Annotated in this window: 10 protein-coding genes; 9 read left to right on the top strand and 1 reads right to left on the bottom strand. The window is 54.9% G+C overall.

The annotated features are described in order from the left end of the window. Window positions 1–60: 60 nt before the first annotated feature. The 3 genes from BLX24_RS23815 (at window position 61) to BLX24_RS23800 (ending at window position 13,238) form a co-directional block, all read left to right on the top strand. Window positions 61–489: an energy transducer TonB family protein gene (locus tag BLX24_RS23815; RefSeq protein ID WP_071505725.1), complete on the top strand. Its 429-nt coding sequence runs from the start codon at window positions 61–63 to the stop codon at window positions 487–489. A gap of 480 nt (window positions 490–969) precedes the next feature. Continuing rightward, on the top strand, window positions 970–5,034 hold the full coding sequence (locus tag BLX24_RS23805; RefSeq protein WP_229201885.1) for an ATP-binding protein: 4,065 nt from the start codon (window positions 970–972) through the stop codon (window positions 5,032–5,034). 518 nt (window positions 5,035–5,552) lie between these two features. Next, the gene (locus tag BLX24_RS23800) at window positions 5,553–13,238 is read left to right on the top strand and encodes an FG-GAP-like repeat-containing protein (RefSeq protein ID WP_177225909.1); all 7,686 of its coding nucleotides are present in this window, start codon (window positions 5,553–5,555) and stop codon (window positions 13,236–13,238) included. 60 nt (window positions 13,239–13,298) lie between these two features. Here the strand turns inward: BLX24_RS23800 and BLX24_RS23795 are convergent, their stop codons facing one another. Continuing rightward, window positions 13,299–13,754, bottom strand: coding sequence for a hypothetical protein (locus BLX24_RS23795; protein ID WP_071505722.1), 456 nt, complete (start codon window positions 13,752–13,754; stop codon window positions 13,299–13,301). Window positions 13,755–13,879: 125 nt separating this feature from the next. Between BLX24_RS23795 and BLX24_RS23790 the strand changes: the two genes are divergently transcribed. The 6 genes from BLX24_RS23790 to BLX24_RS23765 all read left to right on the top strand — a co-directional run bounded on the left by BLX24_RS23790 (window position 13,880) and on the right by BLX24_RS23765 (window position 20,103). Further along, window positions 13,880–14,176 carry an SCP2 sterol-binding domain-containing protein gene (locus tag BLX24_RS23790; RefSeq protein WP_071505721.1) on the top strand — a complete coding sequence of 99 codons (297 nt, stop codon included), beginning with the start codon at window positions 13,880–13,882 and terminating at the stop codon, window positions 14,174–14,176. 106 nt (window positions 14,177–14,282) lie between these two features. Beyond that, window positions 14,283–15,722 carry a Gfo/Idh/MocA family protein gene (locus BLX24_RS23785; RefSeq protein ID WP_071505720.1) on the top strand — a complete coding sequence of 480 codons (1,440 nt, stop codon included), beginning with the start codon at window positions 14,283–14,285 and terminating at the stop codon, window positions 15,720–15,722. A 183-nt stretch (window positions 15,723–15,905) separates the two neighbouring features. Continuing rightward, window positions 15,906–16,568 (top strand): PKD domain-containing protein, encoded by a 663-nt coding sequence (locus BLX24_RS23780; RefSeq protein ID WP_143092778.1) that lies wholly within the window; start codon window positions 15,906–15,908, stop codon window positions 16,566–16,568. Window positions 16,569–16,772: 204 nt separating this feature from the next. Continuing rightward, complete coding sequence (locus BLX24_RS23775) at window positions 16,773–17,450, top strand: hypothetical protein (RefSeq protein ID WP_071505718.1); 678 nt, start codon at window positions 16,773–16,775, stop codon at window positions 17,448–17,450. 150 nt (window positions 17,451–17,600) lie between these two features. Then, complete coding sequence (locus BLX24_RS23770; protein ID WP_083422142.1) at window positions 17,601–18,569, top strand: glycosyltransferase; 969 nt, start codon at window positions 17,601–17,603, stop codon at window positions 18,567–18,569. A 13-nt stretch (window positions 18,570–18,582) separates the two neighbouring features. Next, a complete protein-coding gene (locus tag BLX24_RS23765) occupies window positions 18,583–20,103 on the top strand; it encodes an MBOAT family O-acyltransferase (protein ID WP_071505717.1) in 1,521 nt (506 codons plus the stop codon). Window positions 20,104–20,158 lie beyond the last annotated feature (55 nt).

The following is a 20,158-nucleotide window of genomic DNA, read 5'->3' as shown; positions in this document are numbered from 1 at the left end:
TTGACAAGCCACCGGTCTGTGGTCAGCTAGTTTTGGTCGAAGAAAGCCAGCTGATCATTTATGAAAAACTACTATCTGCTTCTTATCGGTCTGGTGTCCGTGGCATATTGTCCGGTCATGGCCCAATCCTCAACATCGCCTGTATCCGACGCCGCTGAGAGTGCGGGAACGACCCCTGCCGTAGCGGAACCGCCGGCAGCGGCTGAGGCACATTATGATCCGTTGCGTTCATTCCGCAACACCTTACTCCACGAAGTAAAATACCCCGCACCGGCCTTACAGATGGGGCACGAAGGGACCGTAATCATCCGCGTTCATGAGCGGGGGGATGGCTATATCGGGGTTGTCCGTATTATCAAATCGGCCGGACCGCTGCTGGATGCTGCCGTTCTGCAGGCTGCCGAAGCCATTCTGCAACGACAGCCGCCGGCGCGGATAGCGGGAGCCAATGGCCGGAAAATGGACTTTCCGGTGGTTTTCAGGCCGTGAAAAGGCCGTTTTTCGCGAAAAAAATACCTGATGCCGGAAATGAGCTAACAGCGGGAGGAATCGGCGGACTTCTTAAATCCATGTAAAACCAGGCTATCCCTTAAAAGAATATAACTGATTACGTAAAGACCGCCTCGCTGACGCTTGACCCGGGCGGGGGAGCTATCGAAGCGGCAGTCGGACAATTCAGTATCTTTACCCAAAACCGCGTCATTGGTAGTCCGGCGCCAGGTAGTCTTCCCGGATGTAATCAAGTCCGGCACGTATACCCTGACGGTATACAGCGGCAATTGCGTGGTGACGCAGACGGTTGCCGTGACCGGCACGGCCTGCCCATAACAACTGTAGGGGCGGCCCCACGTGGCCGCCCTTTACATTGTGTACCTATAAGTTAACATGAGAACACAAAAATGCTGTATTTTGCCACTTAAAGGGCGAAATATGATGCGTTTTGTTTACCTGTTTCTATTAATACCATACATGCTGCGGGCTCAACAGATGCCATTAATGAAAGGCTGGCAGGAGCTGACCATTTCTGACGGGCTGTCGCAGGGAATGGTTTTCGACATTAAGCAGGACCGGAAAGGGTTTATCTGGGTGGCTACGAAAGATGGTCTTAACCGTTATGATGGTTATAATTTTCAGGTATTTACGCATGATCCGTATAACGAATTCAGCCTTTCAGACGATGCCTGCTCGGCTTTGCTGGTCGACCGGAAGGGAAGGCTTTGGATAGGTACACAAGCCAACGGGCTCAACTTATATGACGATCGTAACGGGCGGTTTTATCATATACTAATTCGTAATAAGGGTAAGGCAACAGCAGGGAATTATGATATCCGGTTGCTGAGTGAAGATCCGGAGGGCAATATCTGGGTTGGCACGAGCGTCGGCCGTCCGTTTAAAATCGTATTACCGGAAACGTTACGGCAAGGGTTTCCTGAGAAAGCCGACTTTACCGATCAGGTGCGCTGTATCGCCGTAGAGCTTGCAAATGAGGAGCCGAACAACGTTAATTACTCCTTTGCATTCGGGGCCGATGGTCAGGCGATAACCGGGATGCAGGATAATGTGTACACGTTTAACTGGAAACACCCTGCCGGATTAAAAAACCTGAACCTGCTTGAAGGTACTAAACCGGTGGTTATTGATCTGTATAAAGACTACCGGAAAGACTATTTATTTGTCAGTACAGGGAATCAGCTGATTAGCTGGCATAACGGAGTAAAGAAAGTAATCCGGTTTCCCGGCCAGGGAGACGCGCTGGATGTTAAAATCGACGTTTTTGATCAGACACGGCTGGCTATCACAAAAGGGGGAAACCTCTGGCTGTTTTCGGCCGGTGACCTGTTCATACGCGATAGCCTGACCAAACAGGATGTTTATGCTTCCCTGCCGCCACAGGTTTTTCAGATAACCAAAGCACTGAAAGATCAGGCCGGGAACATCTGGATCGGTACCGCCGGTTACGGACTCAGGAAGTTCAATCCGGCCGTTAAGCAGTTTCAGAATGTATTATCGGGCAAGTCGCTGGGTAATCTGTATGTGGACGGGCAGGGCCGGACCTATGCGAGGGTACTATACGCTTACGGGCAGATTGCGGTACAGCAGGATAAACTAACCCCTTTTCTGGACCCCCGTTTGCCCTCCGCCGATCAGCGGCAGCGCAACATGATTCAGAGTCGGGACGGATCATTCTGGGTGTCAAACGTAAACTTTGAAACGCATGAAAACCGGCTATTCTGGTTTTCGCCTCAATGGAAGCTGCTTAAAAAATACCCGCTGCCGCAGGGCGTATATTTTGGCTTTACCGGTAACCAGACCTATGAAGACCGGAGCGGAAATCTGTGGATTGGGGCGACAAACGGTAATTTACTCTGCTTCAACCGGCAGACAGAACAGTTTACGATACACCATTATCAGCATTTATTGCAGCAAAGCGGGGGCGATGTGGAGACATTTGCCTTTGTTTCGGAAGCCGACAGCGTCTTCTGGATAGGTACCCAGAAAGGGCTGGTAAAAGTACAGCACCCGTTGCACCGGCCCGTTTTTTCCATGTACAGAAATTCCGTTACGGACCGGCAAAGCCTGAGCAATGACTTTATTCTTAGCCTGGCCGCTGATCCGTACCAGCCCGGCCGGTTTCTCTGGATCGGTACCAAGGGCGGTGGACTGGATCGTCTGAACCGGCAGACCGGCCGGTTTGAGCATGTCAATGTAGCCCGCGGATTGCCCAATAAAGTGGTATACGGCATACTGACCGATGAATTCAGAAACCTGTGGCTGAGTACCAACAAAGGAATCAGCCGATTCAATCCGCGTACATTTGAGTTCCGGAATTATACTAAGGCCGACGGATTACAGGATGATGAATTTAATACGCTGTCGTACGCAAAAAACCGGGCCGGAGACCTTTTATTTGGCGGTGTAAACGGACTGACCATTTTCCGGCCGGGGATGCTGACCGGCCAGCGCAGACAGCTACCGAAACTAAACATAATCGGGCTGAAGGTAAACAACAATCCGGTAGAACCAGGCGATGATTCGGGCATATTAGCCGGTACCATTGATCATACGACAGAGCTTCACCTGGCACATGATCAGAATCTGCTGACATTTGAGTTTGCGGTGATGGATTATACCAATGTCGGCAAGAACCGGTTCCGGTATCGCCTCGAAGGGATCGACCGGGATTGGGTAGAAGCCGGTACAAACCGGTTTGCCAATTATGCCCAATTACCCGACGGGCATTATACCTTACAGGTAACGGGTTCGGCGGACGGCGATGTCTGGAGTGAACCGGTAACGCTTCAGGTCAGGGTGCATCCGCCGTTTTACCGGACCTGGTGGGCGTACCTGTTCTACATGGTCGTGATCACTGTAGTAGGGCTCCAGGCTTACCGCATCCAGACCCAGCGGCTTTTATTACAGCAGCAAGTCGCGTTTGAGCAGCAGGAGGCTGGTCGGCTGGCAGGGCTGGATGCGTTGAAAACCCGGTTTTTTACTAATATTTCGCACGAGTTCCGTACGCCGCTGACCCTGATTCTGGGACCCTTGAGTAACCGTCGCCATAAACAACCCGGGGAGGCCGAATTATCAATGATGGAACACAACGGCCGCCGCTTACTGGCATTGATTAATCAGGTACTCGATCTGAGCAAACTGGAGGCCGGTAACATGCAGGTAGAAACCGTTGCGGTTGATGTCGCGTCGTTTATCAGAACACTGACCAGTTCGTATGTGTCATTAGCGGCCGGTAAGTCGATCCAATTTGAATTTGACCGCAATCCGGCCCCCTGCTGGGTCTATGCCGACCGGGATAAGCTGGAAAAAATACTAACCAACCTGCTATCGAATGCTTTTAAGTTTACGCCCCCGGGAGGCACTGTGCAGATGGAGGTGGCCTGGCGGCCGGAAAACTCACGGCTCGAACTGACTGTTTCGGACACGGGCATCGGTATACCGGCGGCGCAGCTACCGAAAATCTTTGACCGGTTTTATCAGGCCGGAAACGGAGAGAGACGAGCGCACGGAGGTACGGGCATTGGCCTGGCACTGGTCCAGGAGCTGGTAACGGTGCTGAAAGGAACGGTTAGTGTGACGAGTACAGAAGGGCAGGGGACTACGTTCCGGGTCATGCTGCCGCTGCCCCCGGCGCCAGGAAGCAATGAACGTCCGGTCGTGTCGGTCTGGCCGGACGAGGCGTTAACAGAGTTGGCCTGCGCCCCGTCTGACACCACGGCGCAGGCCGGCGCGGCTTCGGAAAAAATTCTGCTGATCATTGACGACAATGCCGATATCCGGACCTTCCTGCGATCGGTTTTTGCCGGCGACTATGTGATCATGGAGGCAGAAGACGGGCTACAGGGGTTGCAGAAGGCTACCGAAGTAACCCCCGATCTGGTGATCTGCGACCTGATGATGCCGCACCTCGACGGCTTCGGCTTCTGCCGGATCCTGAAAACGCAGGTGGCGACAAGTCATATTCCGGTAGTGATGCTGACAGCCAAAGCGACGGTCGAAGACCGGATAGAGGGTTTCGGGCTGGGCGCGGATGACTACCTGACCAAGCCCTTTGACGCAACCGAAATCCGGGTGCGGGTGAAGAATCTGATCCGGCAGCGTGAACGGCTGGCACAGTATTATCAGTCACATCCGGGACCACTGCCTGTTACTGTTGCTGAACCTGTCAGTGAGCAGCTGATTCTGACAGAAAATAACTTCCTGGAGCAGGTGCAGACCCTTGTCGACAGCAACATGGCGGATAGTACGTTTGATGTTGAACAACTGAGCCGGCAGCTGAATCTGAGCCCTCGGCAGCTGGTGAGAAAACTGAAAACACTTACCGGCCAAACCACCGTAGAATTTATCCGGAACCGCCGGCTGGAGCGGTCAGCGGTGCTTATCCGGCAGGGCACGCTGAGCGTTTCGGAAGTGGCATTTGCCGTGGGATTTGAGAGCCTGTCGTATTTCACGCGTAGCTTTCAGGAAAAATATGGTGTCCTGCCATCGGCGTATACGGGTGATAGGGAGGATATAGCGTGACTTGTCCCGGAAAAAAATGGCAGCAAACAGGTTAACTTATGGATCATGTCAATCTATCACCGATGCAATAGCATGAACTCACTATGCCCCGGATGGTGGAGCAAACGTACCCTGGTAAACTCAACATGGATCTGGCCGCATACCCGGCGCCTGCAATTATCATCACTGTCTGCCATGGATACATATTTCTCACCCTTGTTTTACTAGTAGCAGGTATCTTTTCTCTACTAGCTTACACCGCTTCTTTAAGTTAACATTATGTCTATTATGTATACTTATTGGCACATAAAAGGTGTTTTTTCTGTAAAAAAGCGACCAATGTCCGAAATGGGCAAAAGAATGTCCGAAATGGGTTAACAGCAGGAGGCATTTCGGGGGCATTTTTGGGGGCGGATATTCCGTACATGAAAAACAAAAAAGCTTTTCTCATGACCCGTCTTTACCTACTGCTTTCCCTGGCCATAGATTCCTTCCCATTCGGTTTTAGGTCAATAAATCCAAGGAAGTCCTTTTATTGTATGAGTAGTACTTCATGGCTATCCCATCGTATCATTCGGTGGGCCGGTCAATTTCTGTTTGACCAGTGTTCATCACTGCCGATCAGGATTCTATTACTCCTGCTCATAACAGCGGGGATAACCTACGCTCAAGCTCCCACCATCACCAGCTTTTCTCCTTCGAGTGGTCCGGCGGGAACAGTGGTGACCATCAACGGTACAAACCTGACGGGAACTACATCCGTTGTGCTGCGCGGAATACCTGTTAATATTACGCCTATTTCAAATACTCAGGTATCATTTGTAGTGCCCGCTCAGGCGTCTACCGGACCCATCCGCCTGACTAAGCCGGGTGGCACCGTGCTGAGCAGTACAAACTTCACCGTAACGCGAATTAGTTCGTCGCTAACCTACGCGTTGCGCAGTAATTCGTTTAACTCAATTAATGTCGGGAGCTTTTCCACACCCGCCATTACCGATCTTGACCACGACGGGCTGATTGATCTGCTGGTGGGTCGGGAAACCGGTGAGGTGAGCCATTATGAGCAAAGTGCGGCCAATAGCCTTACCTTCACGCTGCGCACCTCCAACCTGAGTGGTTTGACGGGGCATTATAGCGCGATAGTGTCGGTAACCGATATAGACGGCGACGGCCTGCTCGATTTGGTGGTTGGTGCTGGTGGAGGTAATTTCAAGCACTACGAGCAATCGGCCCTCAACAGTACATCATTCACGCAACTATCCAATGACTTTAACAACATCTTTAGTACAGGGGGAATGACCTTCCAGTATCCACATTTTACGGATGTTGACGGCGACGGCCTGCTCGACCTGCTGGTTGGCGACGAGTTTCTGAGCCGCTACGAGCAGAGCTCCGCCAACGGCGGCACTTTTACTCAGTTGAATAACCAGAATTTCGGCCCGACGGCCGATGCGGGAAACGGTGGCTCGGCAGCCTGCCTGGCCGATCTGGACGGTGATGGCCTGCTTGATATGCTGGTTGGGCGTGCTAATGGGCAACTATTTCACTACGAACAGAATAGCGTCAACAGCGCTTCCTTTACACAGATATCGAGCGCCTTCAACGGGTTAAGTTTATCAGGGTATACAGCCCCCGCTATAACTGACCTGGACAACGATGGCTTACTCGACCTGCTGGTTGGTGGTGCTGATGGTCAGATTCGCCATTTTGAGCAGGCTACCCCCCCCTCCGTCACTACCCATCCCGTCAATAGAACTGTTTGTACGGGCAATAGCACCTTCTTTTCGGTGGCGGCAACGAATGCGTCGTCCTACCAGTGGCAGGTTAATACAGGTGGTGGGTTTACCAACCTGAGCAATACCACGCCCTATTCGGGCGTAACCAGTCAAACGCTCACCATCAGTAACGTGGCCGGCTTCAACGGATACCAGTATCGCTGCGTGGTAACGGGTGGAGGTGGTAATACCAACTCCAACGGAGCTACCCTGACAGTTGCCTCTCTGCCGACGGTGGCCATCCTGACTCCCGCCAGCACCACGCTCACCTGCACCACCCCCACCCTGACGCTGACAGCTACCGGGGGCAGCACCTACCGGTGGAATGACAATACGACTACGGCTACCAAAGCCGTGAGTACCTCAGGCACGTACTCCGTGACGGTCACCAACGCCAGTAACTGTACGGCGGCCACCAGTCAGGTGGTCCGGAGTGCTACGGCGACCATCACTGTTACCAACCCCGGCGCCAGCCCCGCCACCGCTGTCATCGGCGTTGGGTTCAGCCAAACGTTCACGTCTGCCTCCACCGGCGTGGCCTCGCGCACGTTCGCAATTGCCAGCGGCACCTTGCCTGCGGGCCTGACATTAACCACTACGGGCGTGCTATCGGGAACACCAACCTTAGTCGGCACGTACGTGATAACCGTACGGGCTACCGATGTCAACGGCTGCTCAGCCACCGGATCAGACTACTCAATCGTGGTATACAATCTGACGCCCACTATCGCGGGCTTTGCCCCTGCTTCAGCGTCCCTGTGCGCGGGCAGTACAGCCACCTTCACCGCAACGGTCGGCAACGTGACTACGCCTTACAATTTTACCCTCTCCAATGGCACCAGCACGACCACAGGTACCAAAACCAGCACGGCCTTCAGCCAGAGCTGGGTGGCTGCCGGGTCGGGGGCGCAGGCGTTCACACTGACGGTGAGTCAGAGCGGGCAAACCACCCGTGCCACCGCATCGCTGTCGGTAGTTGCCCTGCCCACGGCGGGCATCAGCGTCCCGGCCAACCGGACCGTCACCTGTGCCAGCCCTTCGGTTGCACTCACGGCCACGGGCGGCAGTACCTATCGCTGGGACAATAACACGCTCACGGCCATCCGCAGCATCACCGTCACCGGCACCTATGCCGTCACGGTGACCAATGCCAGCGGCTGTTCGGCCACCAGCAGCAGCCTGGTGACGGTAACGCAAAACACTACGCCGCCTACGCTCGTGCTCTCAGCGACCAATGTCTGTCAGGGAGGAGCCGTACGGCTGTCGGCTACGGCAGGGCTGACGTCCTACACCTTCAGCCGTTCCGATGGCACGCTCATCAGTTCGGGAAGTGCCAACACGGCGACTGTTAGTGGTCTGGCGGTCGGGTCGTATACCCTCACCGTTCAGGGCATCAACAGCGTGGGCTGTTCCAATACCGCCCTTACGTCAGTGACCGTGCTCGCTCAGCCCAGTCTGACGCTCACTGCCCGCAACACGGGGGGGACTATCTCCAATACGCTAACCTGCGCCAGCCCTACACTGACGCTTACGGCAACAGGAGCGTCCTCTTACACTTTTGCGGGAACGGGCATTGTGTCGGCAGGGGCCGCGGCAACGGTCAGCCAGGCCGGCACCTTCACCCTTACGGGCCGCAACGCGTCGGGTTGCGTCAGTACTACCACGATTACCATTCAAAGTAATACGGCCACGGTATCGGTCACTATCCCCGCCACCAACACGGCCCTGGCCGGTGTGGCGTTCAGTCAGAACTTCGGGGCAACCGGCGGGCAACCGGCCTATAGCTTCTCGGTGGCAACCGGCTTGCTGCCTTCGGGCCTGAGCCTGAGCCCGGCGGGGTCACTGACCGGCACACCTACCCAGACCGGTACCTTCAATGTGACCGTGCGCGGCACCGATGCCAACGGGTGTTCAGGAGTGAGCAGCGTCTATTCACTCACCATCCAGTCGACCGACGTAGGAAGCCTGAGCGTCACGCCCAATGCCATTTGTGCAGGCGGACGGGTCACGTTTACCGCTTCGGTGAGCGGGGTTTCGGGAGCGTATAACTTTACGCTCACCAACGGCAACAGCCAGACAACCGGAAACACAACCAGTACGGCTTTCAGCCAGAGCTGGACAGCGGCCGGGTCGGGCCTGCAAACCTTCACACTGATTGTGAGCGACAATACCTTTACCGACCAGAGTACTGCAACCCTGACGGTAAACCCGCTGCCTGACGCCGGTATCAGTGTGCCGGCCAACACAACAATCACGTGTGCCAGCCCGACGCTGACACTCACGGCTACGGGCGGGAGCACGTATCGCTGGGAAAACAACACAACCAATGCCCTGCGTACCATCAACACAACGGGTACCTACACCGTAACCGTTACCAACGGGAGCGGTTGTACGGCAGTAGCCAGTCAACTGGTTACGGTCAGTGAGAATACCAGCCTGCCGGTCATCAGTTTATCCGCCGTCAACGTATGCGAGGGCGGGTCGGTGAGTCTGGTAGCGACATCGGGCCTGAGCACCGGAACGCCGGCCGGCTACACCTTCATCAGTAGCGAAGGTATCCTTGCCAGCGGGACAGACCCCGGCACGGAGGTTACGGAGTTGACCGCCGGGGTGTATAGCTTTACGGTACGGGTGGCCAACAGCGCGGGCTGCGTTAATACGGCTACGACGTCGGTTACGGTACATGCCCTGCCAACGCCAACGCTTGCCGCCAGCCACAGCGGCCTGCTGAGCTGTGCTCAGCCCTCACTGACCCTTACCGCTTCGGGCGGAACCCTGTATGCGTTTGCCGGAACGGGGTTGATCAGCCAGAATCCGACGGCCGGAACAGCCGTACTAAACCAGACGGGGCTTTATTCCGTAACGGTAACGAACACCGCTACGGGTTGCACCAGTACGACAGACATCAGCATTGACCAGGATAATACGCTGCCTACCGTGGACATCAACCCCGCCGGTGGCATACTAACCTGCGCCAGCCCTGCCCTTACGCTCACCGCCACCGGCGGAACGTCGTACACCTGGACAGCCAGTCCGGCACTGGCGGGGGGCAGCAGCACAGGCAGTACCCTGCTGGTGAGTGCATCCGGAACCTACACCGTTACGGCTACCGGCGCCAATGGCTGCACCGCCTCTGCCTCAGTCAGCGTCGGGCAGGATGTGGCGTCACCAGTAGCCAGTCTGGCAGCGAATGCTACACTCACCTGCGCCCAGACGACGGTTGAGCTGACAGCCGATGCGGGTGGGTTATCGAGTGTGAGTTTTGTGTTTGCCGGCCCGTCGGGAGGCGGCCCGTCGGGTATCGTGACGCAGGACGGCGCAACAGGCTTGGCAGAGGTTAATCTGCCGGGTGTTTACTCGGTCACCGTGATCAATACCATCACGGGCTGTTCAACAGTCACTACCACCACTGTGAGCCAGAACACGACGACACCGTCCGTTAGTATCGATCCTGCTTCGGCCACGATTACCTGCACCAATGCGGTCGTCAGCCTGACGGCTTCGGGGGCAATCCTTGCCGGAGACAGCTATCTGTGGTCTAACGGGCTCAGTGATGACGTGATTACTGTCAGTAGCCCTGGAACCTACTCAGTCGTCCTGACAGCGGCTAACGGCTGTACGGCCTCGGCCTCAGCGGTAGTGAGCCAGCGTACAGACCTGCCCGTGGCGGGCCTGGTGGTTTCCGGTACGGTCACCTGCGCTGTCCCTGCCGTGACGCTCACCGCTTCAGGGGGGGATACTTATGCCTTTTTCGGGCCGGAAATTATCAGTCAGGACCCCGTAGCGGGTACGGCACTGGTGGGCGCCGGGGGAAGTTATGGGGTAATAGTCAGTAACACAACGACAGGCTGTTCGAGCAATACCCTCATCGATGTGAGTCAGAACAATACCCAACCAGAGGTAAGTCTGAGTGCCAGCCATACCGCCCTGACCTGCTCCCAAACCAGCGTAACCCTCACCGCCAGCGCGGTTGGCGGCGGACTTACATACGCCTTCGCCGGACCGGATGGCCCGCTGACCGGTATTGGTAATACGCTGATTGTGAATAATTCGGGAACGTATTCGGTCACGGCTACAGGCGATGGCAACTGCACATCTACAGCCTCGCTGTTTGTGGGGGAAGATAAGGAAACGCCCAACGTAGCTTTGACGCCTGACAGCGGCACACTGACTTGTGCCAGCCCGACAGTAACGCTGACGGCCACTGAAGGCTTTAGTAACTACCGCTTCAGTAACGGGCAGAACGGCACCGGCAATACACTGACTGTATCATCAACTGATACGTACTCGGTGATTATAACAGCTGCCAATGGTTGCACTAATGTAGCTTCGGCTTTCGTAGAAAGCAGTACCGCCGTCATCTCAGCGAGCCTTGTGGCCAGTGGAGCCATCAGCTGCAACACCCCATCGGTCACGCTGACGGCCAGTCCGTCGAACCTGATATATAACTTTGGCAGCGGCGCGGCGCAGATCGGGCAGACCAATCAGGCCACGGTCAATGCCGCCGGCACATACTCGGTCACTGTGAGCGACGCGGGCGGCTGTTCGGCCGTGGCGCAGGTAACGGTCACCGGTAGCACCACGGCCCCGACGGGTGCCACGCTGACCGCCAGCCACGGCGGCACGCTGACTTGCGGACAAACGGCACTGACACTGACGGCGGGAGCCACCGGTTCTGGTTTTAGCTATAGCTTCAGCGGCCCGGGTGTAGTGGCGCAAAGCAGCAGCTCAGCCACGGTGAATGCGGCGGGGAATTATTCCGTTGTCATTACCGGCAGCAACGGCTGTACTACTTCAGCGGCAACGACGGTCTACAGCAACACAGTCGCTCCGACGGTAAGTCTGACGCCTTCGTCAGCGACCCTAACCTGTGCCAGCCCGACGGTGACGCTGACAGCTACCTCCGGTTTGACCAGCTATTCGTTCAGCACCGGCCAGAATGGTACAGGTAATACCCTTACCGTCTCGTCGGCAGGCACTTACTCGGTGATTGTAACAGCCGCCAATGGTTGTACCAATGTAGCCTCGGCCACCGTAGAAAGCACCTCAGCGGTCATTTCGGCCAGTCTGGTAGCTAGCGGGGCCATTAGCTGTAATACCCCATCGGTCACGCTGACGGCTAGTCCGTCGAACCTGACGTACACCTTCGGCAGCGGCGCGACGCGGATCGGACTGACCAATCAGGCCACGGTCAATGCCGCCGGCACATACTCAGTCACCGTGAGCGATGCGGGCGGCTGTTCGGCTGTCGCTCAGGTAACCGTTACTGGTAGCACCACGGCCCCGACGGGTGCCACGCTGACCGCCAGCCACGGCGGCACGCTGACCTGCGGGCAGACGGCGCTGACACTGACAGCGGGAGCCACCGGTTCGGGGCTGAGCTACAGCTTCACTGGTCCGAACGTGGTGGCGCAAAGCGGTAGCTCAGCCACGGTCAATGCGGCGGGTAATTACTCGGTTGTCATCACCGGCAGCAACGGCTGTACCACTTCGGCCCCAACGACGGTCTACAGCAATACAACTCCGCCAAGCCTGAGCATTTCGCCGTCATCGGTGACGCTGACCTGTGCCAGCCCGTCGGCGGTCTTATCGGTGGTCGGTACGGGCGATGCCCGCTGGTCGACGGGGGCAGTGTCGAACACCATCAGCGTTGCCTCGGCCGGTACGTATTCGGTAACGCTGACGGGCAGTAACGGCTGCACCAGCGTGAACTCAGCCACGGTGGTGAGTGCGACAGTTGCACCGGCCCTGAGCATCAACCCATCGTCTACCCTCATTAGTTGTGCCAGTCCGGCCGTAAGCCTCTCGGCGGTGGGTAACGGCCAGGTCCGCTGGTCAACGGGAGCCGTGAGTGCGGTGATTTCCGTATCAGTAGCAGACACCTATTCGGTCACGCTGACCGATGGCGGTGGCTGTACGGCTGTCGCCGGTGTAGTTGTCTCTGCCTCGTCATTAGGTACGGCTACCGTAACGGCCGGCAGTCCGCTGGGTTGCGGAGTAACGACCACGACGGTTCGGGTTCAGGCTTCAGGGGCTACCAGTTTCACGCTGCTGGGGCCTAATGGCTATAATCAGACAAACAGCACGGGCATTTTCAACGTAACGGCAGGCGGCAGCTATACGGGCCTTGCCGGACAGGCGGGCTGTGTGGTATCCAATACGGCGATTGTCGTTGAAGGGGGTGTACAACCGACCATCAGCAGCGTGCAGGCGACGGGTACGCTGGGTAGTGGTGTCTGTTCGGTATCGGTACAGGGAGCTGGTTACGGTGACCGGTACGTACTGACGGGGCCGTCGGGATATGTCTTCTCGGTAGTGTACCGGACGGTTGGCGAGCATACAGCCGTTTTCCCTGACGTGGTCAAGCCGGGCACCTATACGCTGACGGTCTACAGCGGCAATTGTGTGGTGAGCCGTACGATTGCGGTGTCCGGGACGGCTTGTCCGTAACGGATTTGCATGGGCGGCTTCACGTGTGATAAAAAAAGGGCGGCCACGTGGGGCCGCCCTTTACGATTTCATCGCCGGCAGATTATACCAGTATAGCCCGGCAAAGATGACGCTGAAAAATGCGCCGAACGACGAATTAAGGGCGGAGAAACCGCCAAACAGGACGGGCAGGATCAGCCCGGCCGCCACACCGGCCAGATACACATAGAACCCGATCCGCCGGAGCCGGAACATCAGAAAGGCACCGGCTACACACAAGGCATTATAGATCAGCCCGGCAACGGCCAGCGGCTGAATTTCGTCGGGGTCGGCGGGCATAGGCGCATCACCGGATGCCCGGTCTTCAAAATATTGCTTTCTGGCTTGTTCCGCTTCTTCCGGAGATAGTTTGCGGTCAATACGGGTGGTGTTGGCTACTTCACGCGTATGAGTGAGTGCGACAAAGCTGTCAATGAGGCCAATACCTCCACCCAGAAACGACAGGACACAGAGTAACGTAAGAAATTGTGGGCGCATAAAACGGGGATCAGATCGGTTTGCCGCTGGCTTAAATAAAGGCCCGTAACGTACGGGTACTATTTGAAACCTTATCTTTACGGCATAGTTTTACCACAAAACAAACCAAAAAGTTTTATTTCTGCATGACTTTACAAGAACTAACCGGGCAGATTACCAACCGCGTTGCTAATGCAGACAGCATTGACGCGACTATTAAAGTAGTTACAGATCAGGGTGTTATCTATATCGATGGCAAGCAGGCACCGGTAACGGTATCCAACGAAGATAAAGCGGCTGACTGTGAGCTGCATGTATCAGTGGATAACCTGGTAAAAATGGGTACCGGCGATCTGAACCCGATGATGGCCGTAATGACCGGCAAGCTCAAGGTAAAAGGCGACATGGGCGTGGCCATGAAAATGGGCCAGATCATGGGCTAAAGAGAAATGTTGGATGAGTGATTGTCGAATGATTGAATAGACTTGGGCGGTAACATTCTTTTTTGTTCATTCGCTCAATCACAAATCACTCAATCACTCATTTAACATGTCTTCCAACAAAACTACGCGCCGGAGCTTCCTGCAGACCGGCGCTTTGGCTGCGTCGACCCTGGCAGCGGGCAGTTTCACGATTGTACCGCGGCATGTACTGGGCAAGGGCTATGTAGCTCCGTCTGATAAACTCAATATTGCGGCTGTAGGCTGTGGCGGCAAGGCGGATTATAACATCCAGCAGGCCTATAATAATGGCTCCGACAATTTCGTAGCCCTTTGTGATGTCGACGACCGGCAATCGAAAAAGTACCGCGCTAAGTTTCCCAACGCTCCTTATTTCAAAGACTACCGCCAGATGTTCGATCAGGCCGGGAAGACGTTTGATGCCGTTATCGTATCAACGCCCGACCACATGCACGCGCCCATTGCGATGGCCGCCATGCAGCTCGGCAAGCACGTCTACGTCGAAAAACCACTGACCCACGACATTTACGAGGCCCGGATGCTGACCGAGGCTGCCCGCAAATACAAGGTAGTTACCCAGATGGGCAACCAGGGCAGCAGCGGCGATGCCACCCGGATCATCGAAACGGCCATCCAGAGCGGTGTGATTGGGGCCGTCCATACGGTCTATTGCTGGACAAACCGGCCGGTATGGCCGCAAGGGGTTAAATCGCCGAAAGATCGCGGTGAGACCATGGCCGTTCCGCCCGAAGTCGACTGGAACCTGTGGCTGGGTACCGCGCCGTTCCGTGGTTACCACGAAGCCTATATGCCGTTCCGCTGGCGGGGATACTGGGATTTCGGGACAGGCGCCCTGGGCGATATGGGCTGCCATTTCATGGACGTACCGTTCCGGGCGCTGAAACTGAAATACCCGACCTCGGTCGAATGCAGCGTTGGCTCAGTATACGCCGATTTCTTCAAGGAAGCGTTCTTTGATGATGTCTGCCCGCCGTCGTCGGCCATTCACCTCACTTTCCCGTCAGACAACAAGAAGGTTAAGGAAATTAAACTATCGTGGTTCGATGGTGGTATCCGGCCACAGCTGCCTGAAGGCGTGTCGTATAATGAGCTTTTCCGCACGCAGGACGGCGGGATGCTCTTTATGGGTACCAAAGGAATGCTGGCCGGTAACATTTTCGGGAATGACCCGATTCTGTTGCCTAAAAACAAGTTCTTAGGAAAAGAACTGCCTGCACCGCAAAAGCCGCTGGTCGACGGGAAGACCGAAGGGCACCAGCAGCAGTGGGTCAAAGCCTGCAAGCAGGGCTACGGCGCCTACACCAGTTCGTCGTTCGACGAAGCGGGGCCGCTGACCGAAACGGTACTGATGGGGAACCTGGCGACACGCAGCTATATGTACCGCGACGGCAATAAATTTCCTGGCCGCGAACGGCTGCTCTGGGATGGTGAAAATATGAAAATCACCAATTTTGATTACGCCAATCAGTTTGTCAAGCGGCAGTATAACGGCGGGTATACGCTGTAGATTGGCTTTGTATTGTGTAGACAAACATCAAAAAAATAAGTAAGTGCTTCATTTTTTGATGTTTGTCAAAATAGTAAGCAGGTGCATGGATGTGTGAACCGGATTTATGAATTTGCGCAGAAATGAATTTGTCTTACTATGAAAAACTTTGTCAAAACTGATTACGCTGCCTGTTGTAAATACATGCTGCTGCTAGCTACAATACTGCTGGCCGGTAGTACAAAGGCTGCAGCCAGGAAACTGACCAGCTTTCCTGCCGACCCGGTTGTATCTGTTACGGCGGTTGCCTCGCCGCTGGTCGTGACGGTTGGTCAGATCGTTAATCTGTCTGCTGAAACCCCCGACGGACTCGAGGTTGATTACTTGTGGACCGGACCGTCCGGTGCATTGATCGACGAGCCGACATTTGGAGGAACGTTTGCGACGATGACCTCCCCCGGTATACAAACATTTACGGTTACGGTTGATGACTTACAGGGCGGGACGGCTACCTCTACCGTTAGTGTTACGGTACTGGCACCTGAACTATGTCCTTCACCCACCGCCAGCAACCTGCAGGTGGTCGGAACCCTGGGCAGAGATAAATGCTCGATACAACTGTCGGCGCTGGTGTCGGGCCGTCACTTTGAGTTTACCGGCCCGAACGGATATGTTTACAGCGTTATTTACCGGAGTTGTCAGGAAAACATTACCATTTTCGCCGAAAACGTAAAAGAACCGGGGACCTATACCCTTAAAATCTATCAGGAAGAGGTGGTTTCCGGTCCGATACCCGGCCGGCGTGCGGCAGGAGATGGCCAGTACTATACCATTGACGTTGGCGGTGCGGCCTGCCCGAATCCATAAACAGACCTGCCAGATTAAGGTGTCGCCTTCATACTCTGCTACAAGTATGAAGGCGACATTTTTTTTGTGCATTCGTATCACGAATTATAGATAAAGAAGTAAGAATAAGATACTACAATGGTTAATTTATGCAAATGTGCATATGGTTTTTTTCTATTTATTTACAACTTGAAATAAACGGTTACCATTTTATTGATTTAAGCTATGCACAACGTTTTCAAAATCGCAGGTATCTTTTTACTAATGTTCTTATCCGGACAGGTTTTTTCGCAGCGTAAGCCTGTTTCGGCCACCATAACAACTGGTACAGGAGACCCCGTAACCAGTTATACCGCCTGTACCTCAACCCTGCTGGCCCTACAGGCTGATTGTGACGGCGATAGAGTGGATTGGTCGGGAGACAACGGTTTTTTCGAGCCTCAGGATGCATCTATCCTCGTTCCGGTTACGGCAGGAGCGGTCAGTTATACGGTCATTTGTTATTACAATGACGGTGGACGGTATGAGGGGGATCCCACGACCTTTACGCTTGTTGGATCCAGTGAGGGTTGCCCTCAACCTTGCAACGTAACGCCCACGGCGAGCAATCTGCAGACAGTCGGAACCCTTGGCGGAGATAAATGCTCAATACAACTGTCGGCGCAGGTGTCGGGCCGTCACTTTGAGTTTACCGGCCCGAACGGATATGTTTACAGCGTTATTTACCGCAATTGTCAGGAAAACATCACCATTTTCGCCGAAAACGTGAAAGAACCGGGCACGTATACGCTGAAAATCTATAGCGAAGAGATTCCCCAGGGGCCAACGCCAGGCCGTCGTGCAGCGGGAGGTGGTCAGTTTTATACTATCGAGGTCGGCGGTACTGCCTGCCCGACCCGATAAGCAGCCTTTATGATAACAGAAATCCCGCTTTTGCCCTTCTGGCAGAGGCGGGATTTCCGGTTTTCAGACCATCGGCCGGGACGTTTAGTAAGTCGGCGGATAAGTGTGCGGAGAATCGCTTAACTTTGCCGCAGACAATTACCATTCACTTTGGACAATACGCGAACCGCCCAATCGCCCACGATAAACGTTGTTATTCCGCTTTTTAACGACTGGGAAGCCGTCAGCCTGCTGCTCGAACGCATCCGGGAGGTCGTTGACCGGTCGTTGCTGAATAAACTGGCTTTTCTGATTGTTGATGACTGCTCATCGACCGACTACACCGAATTACCCAAAGGGGTCGGCCAATCGCTGTCTATTCTCCGGCTCTACCGGAACGTCGGTCACCAGAAAGCCATCGCCATCGGGCTGTCGCACCTGGCCAGTCTGCCTGATCAGTTTCCGACAATTGTTATGGATTCCGACGGGGAGGATAAACCCGAAGACATCATGCGGCTGATCGGGGCATCGGAACAGAAACCGAACCATGTTGTATTTGCTCACCGTGCCAAACGCCACGAGAGTCTGACATTCCGGGTATTTTATGAGATTTATAAAACTGTGTTCCGCCTGCTGACCGGTAAGGTGATCACGTTCGGCAATTACAGCCTGATTCCGGGACCATTGCTGCGCAAACTGGCGCATGTATCGGAAATCTGGAACAATTATCCGGGGGGCGTTATCCGGTCGCGTCTGCCGTATACGGCCACACCCATCGAGCGCGGGAGGCGGCTGGCGGGCACCTCCAAGATGAACTTTGTCTCCCTGCTGATGCATGGCCTGAGCGCTGTTTCGGTACTCATGGATACGACCGCCGTCCGGATTCTGCTGTTCTGTGTGATCACGTCGGGTATTTCGGCGGCGGGCATCGGGGTGGTGGTTTACCTGCGTTTCTTTGCTAATGCCTATGTGCCGGGCTGGGCCAGTTATCTGGTATTTTCCTTTTTTATTGTGATTCTTCAGGCGTTTCTGATTTCGCTGTTGCTGGTATTCATCGTGCTGACCTACCGCACGCAGATTCATTTCATTCCGGCTAAACAATACAGCGACTTCCTCGAACGCGTCGAAAAAGTGTACTGACCGACCTCCAGCGATGTTATTTAATTCACTACAGTTTATTCTGTTTTTTATCGTTGTCACGCTGCTCTACTTCAGTCTGTCGCTGGGGTGGCGGTGGCGGTTGTTGCTGGTTGCCAGTTGTTATTTCTACATGGTGTTCCAGCCGGCGTACATTCTGATCCTGTTCGGCACCATTGTGATCGATTACGTTGCCGGTCTCTGGATTGAACGCACGGGCGAGCCCAACACCGGCAATAAAGCCCGGAAATGGCTGCTGATCATCTCGCTGATTTCGAACATCGGCATTCTGGCCTTTTTTAAATACCTCGGTTTTTTTGCCGAAAACGTGGCGGGTGCCTTTGACCTGTTCGGGTTTTCGCACATGGCGGAGCAGGTGACGGCCCTGACCAACCGCATTTTTGTGGGCGTACTGCACCTGTTCGGCGAAAGCGGTATTACGTCATTTAAGGACAACATGAGTATTCTGCCCATCGGTCTGTCATTCCACACGTTTCAGGCCATGAGCTACACCATTGAAGTCTATCGGGGCAATCAGAAGGCAGAGCGGAATTTCGGCATCTACGCGCTCTATGTCATGTTTTATCCGCAACTGGTGGCAGGCCCCATTGAGCGCCCGCAGAACGTGCTGCACCAGTTTCATACCTATTTCCCGTATAAGGCCGACCAGGTGAAGGCGGGACTGATGCAGATGGCATTCGGCTTTTTCAAGAAATGCGTTATTGCCGACCGGCTTGTGCTGCTGGTCGATCCGGCCTTTAACGATCCCGGTCAATACAACGGTCTGACGCTGTTGCTGGCCACGTTTTTCTTCACCATCCAGATTTACTGCGACTTCTCGGCCTATTCAGACATTGCCATCGGGGCGGCGCGGGTGATGGGCTTTACGTTAATGGAGAACTTCCGGACCCCGTACATTGCCCAATCCATTACGGAATTCTGGCGCCGGTGGCATATCTCCCTGTCGACCTGGTTCCGCGATTACCTGTATATTCCGCTGGGTGGCAACCGCAAAGGCGAAGTCCGCCGGAATCTGAATCAGCTGATTGTCTTTCTGGCATCCGGCCTCTGGCACGGGCCTAACTGGACCTATGTGATCTGGGGCGGTCTGCACGGGGCCTATCAGGTGGGGGCGGGCCTCCGCGATAAACATCTGCCCTGGTTCCGGCTGGCGGTCAATCCTGAGGCAAGTCTGGCGCAGCGGGCTCCCCGTATGGCCCTGCATGTAGTTCTGACGTTTGGGCTGGTGATGCTGACATGGGTGTTTTTCCGGGCGAAAAGCGTCGGCGACGCTATGCTGATCTTCCGCCGCATGGCTACTCTGTCGTTCAGCGATCCGCTTCAGACAACGCTCAACAGCACAGAGCTGATTTTCAGTTTTTTACTGATCGTGTTTTTGTTGATAAAGGAGCATTTCTACCTCTATATCCCGACCCGTAACACCCTGCGGTTTGTCCTGCTGCTGTCGCTGATCCTGTTTGTGACGTACTTCTTTGGCGTCTTTACCTCGAATCAGTTTATCTATTTTCAGTTTTAGGAATTTTACTCATCCTTTTGCTTAAACTCCCCGGGGGTTTTGCCCTCGGGGGGGT

It is taken from the genome of Arsenicibacter rosenii, from assembly GCF_001870735.1.
Lineage (GTDB): Bacteria > Bacteroidota > Bacteroidia > Cytophagales > Spirosomataceae > Arsenicibacter > Arsenicibacter rosenii.
The sequence above is the reverse complement of the archived record's forward strand: the minus strand, read 5'-3'. Positions and strand labels throughout refer to the sequence as shown.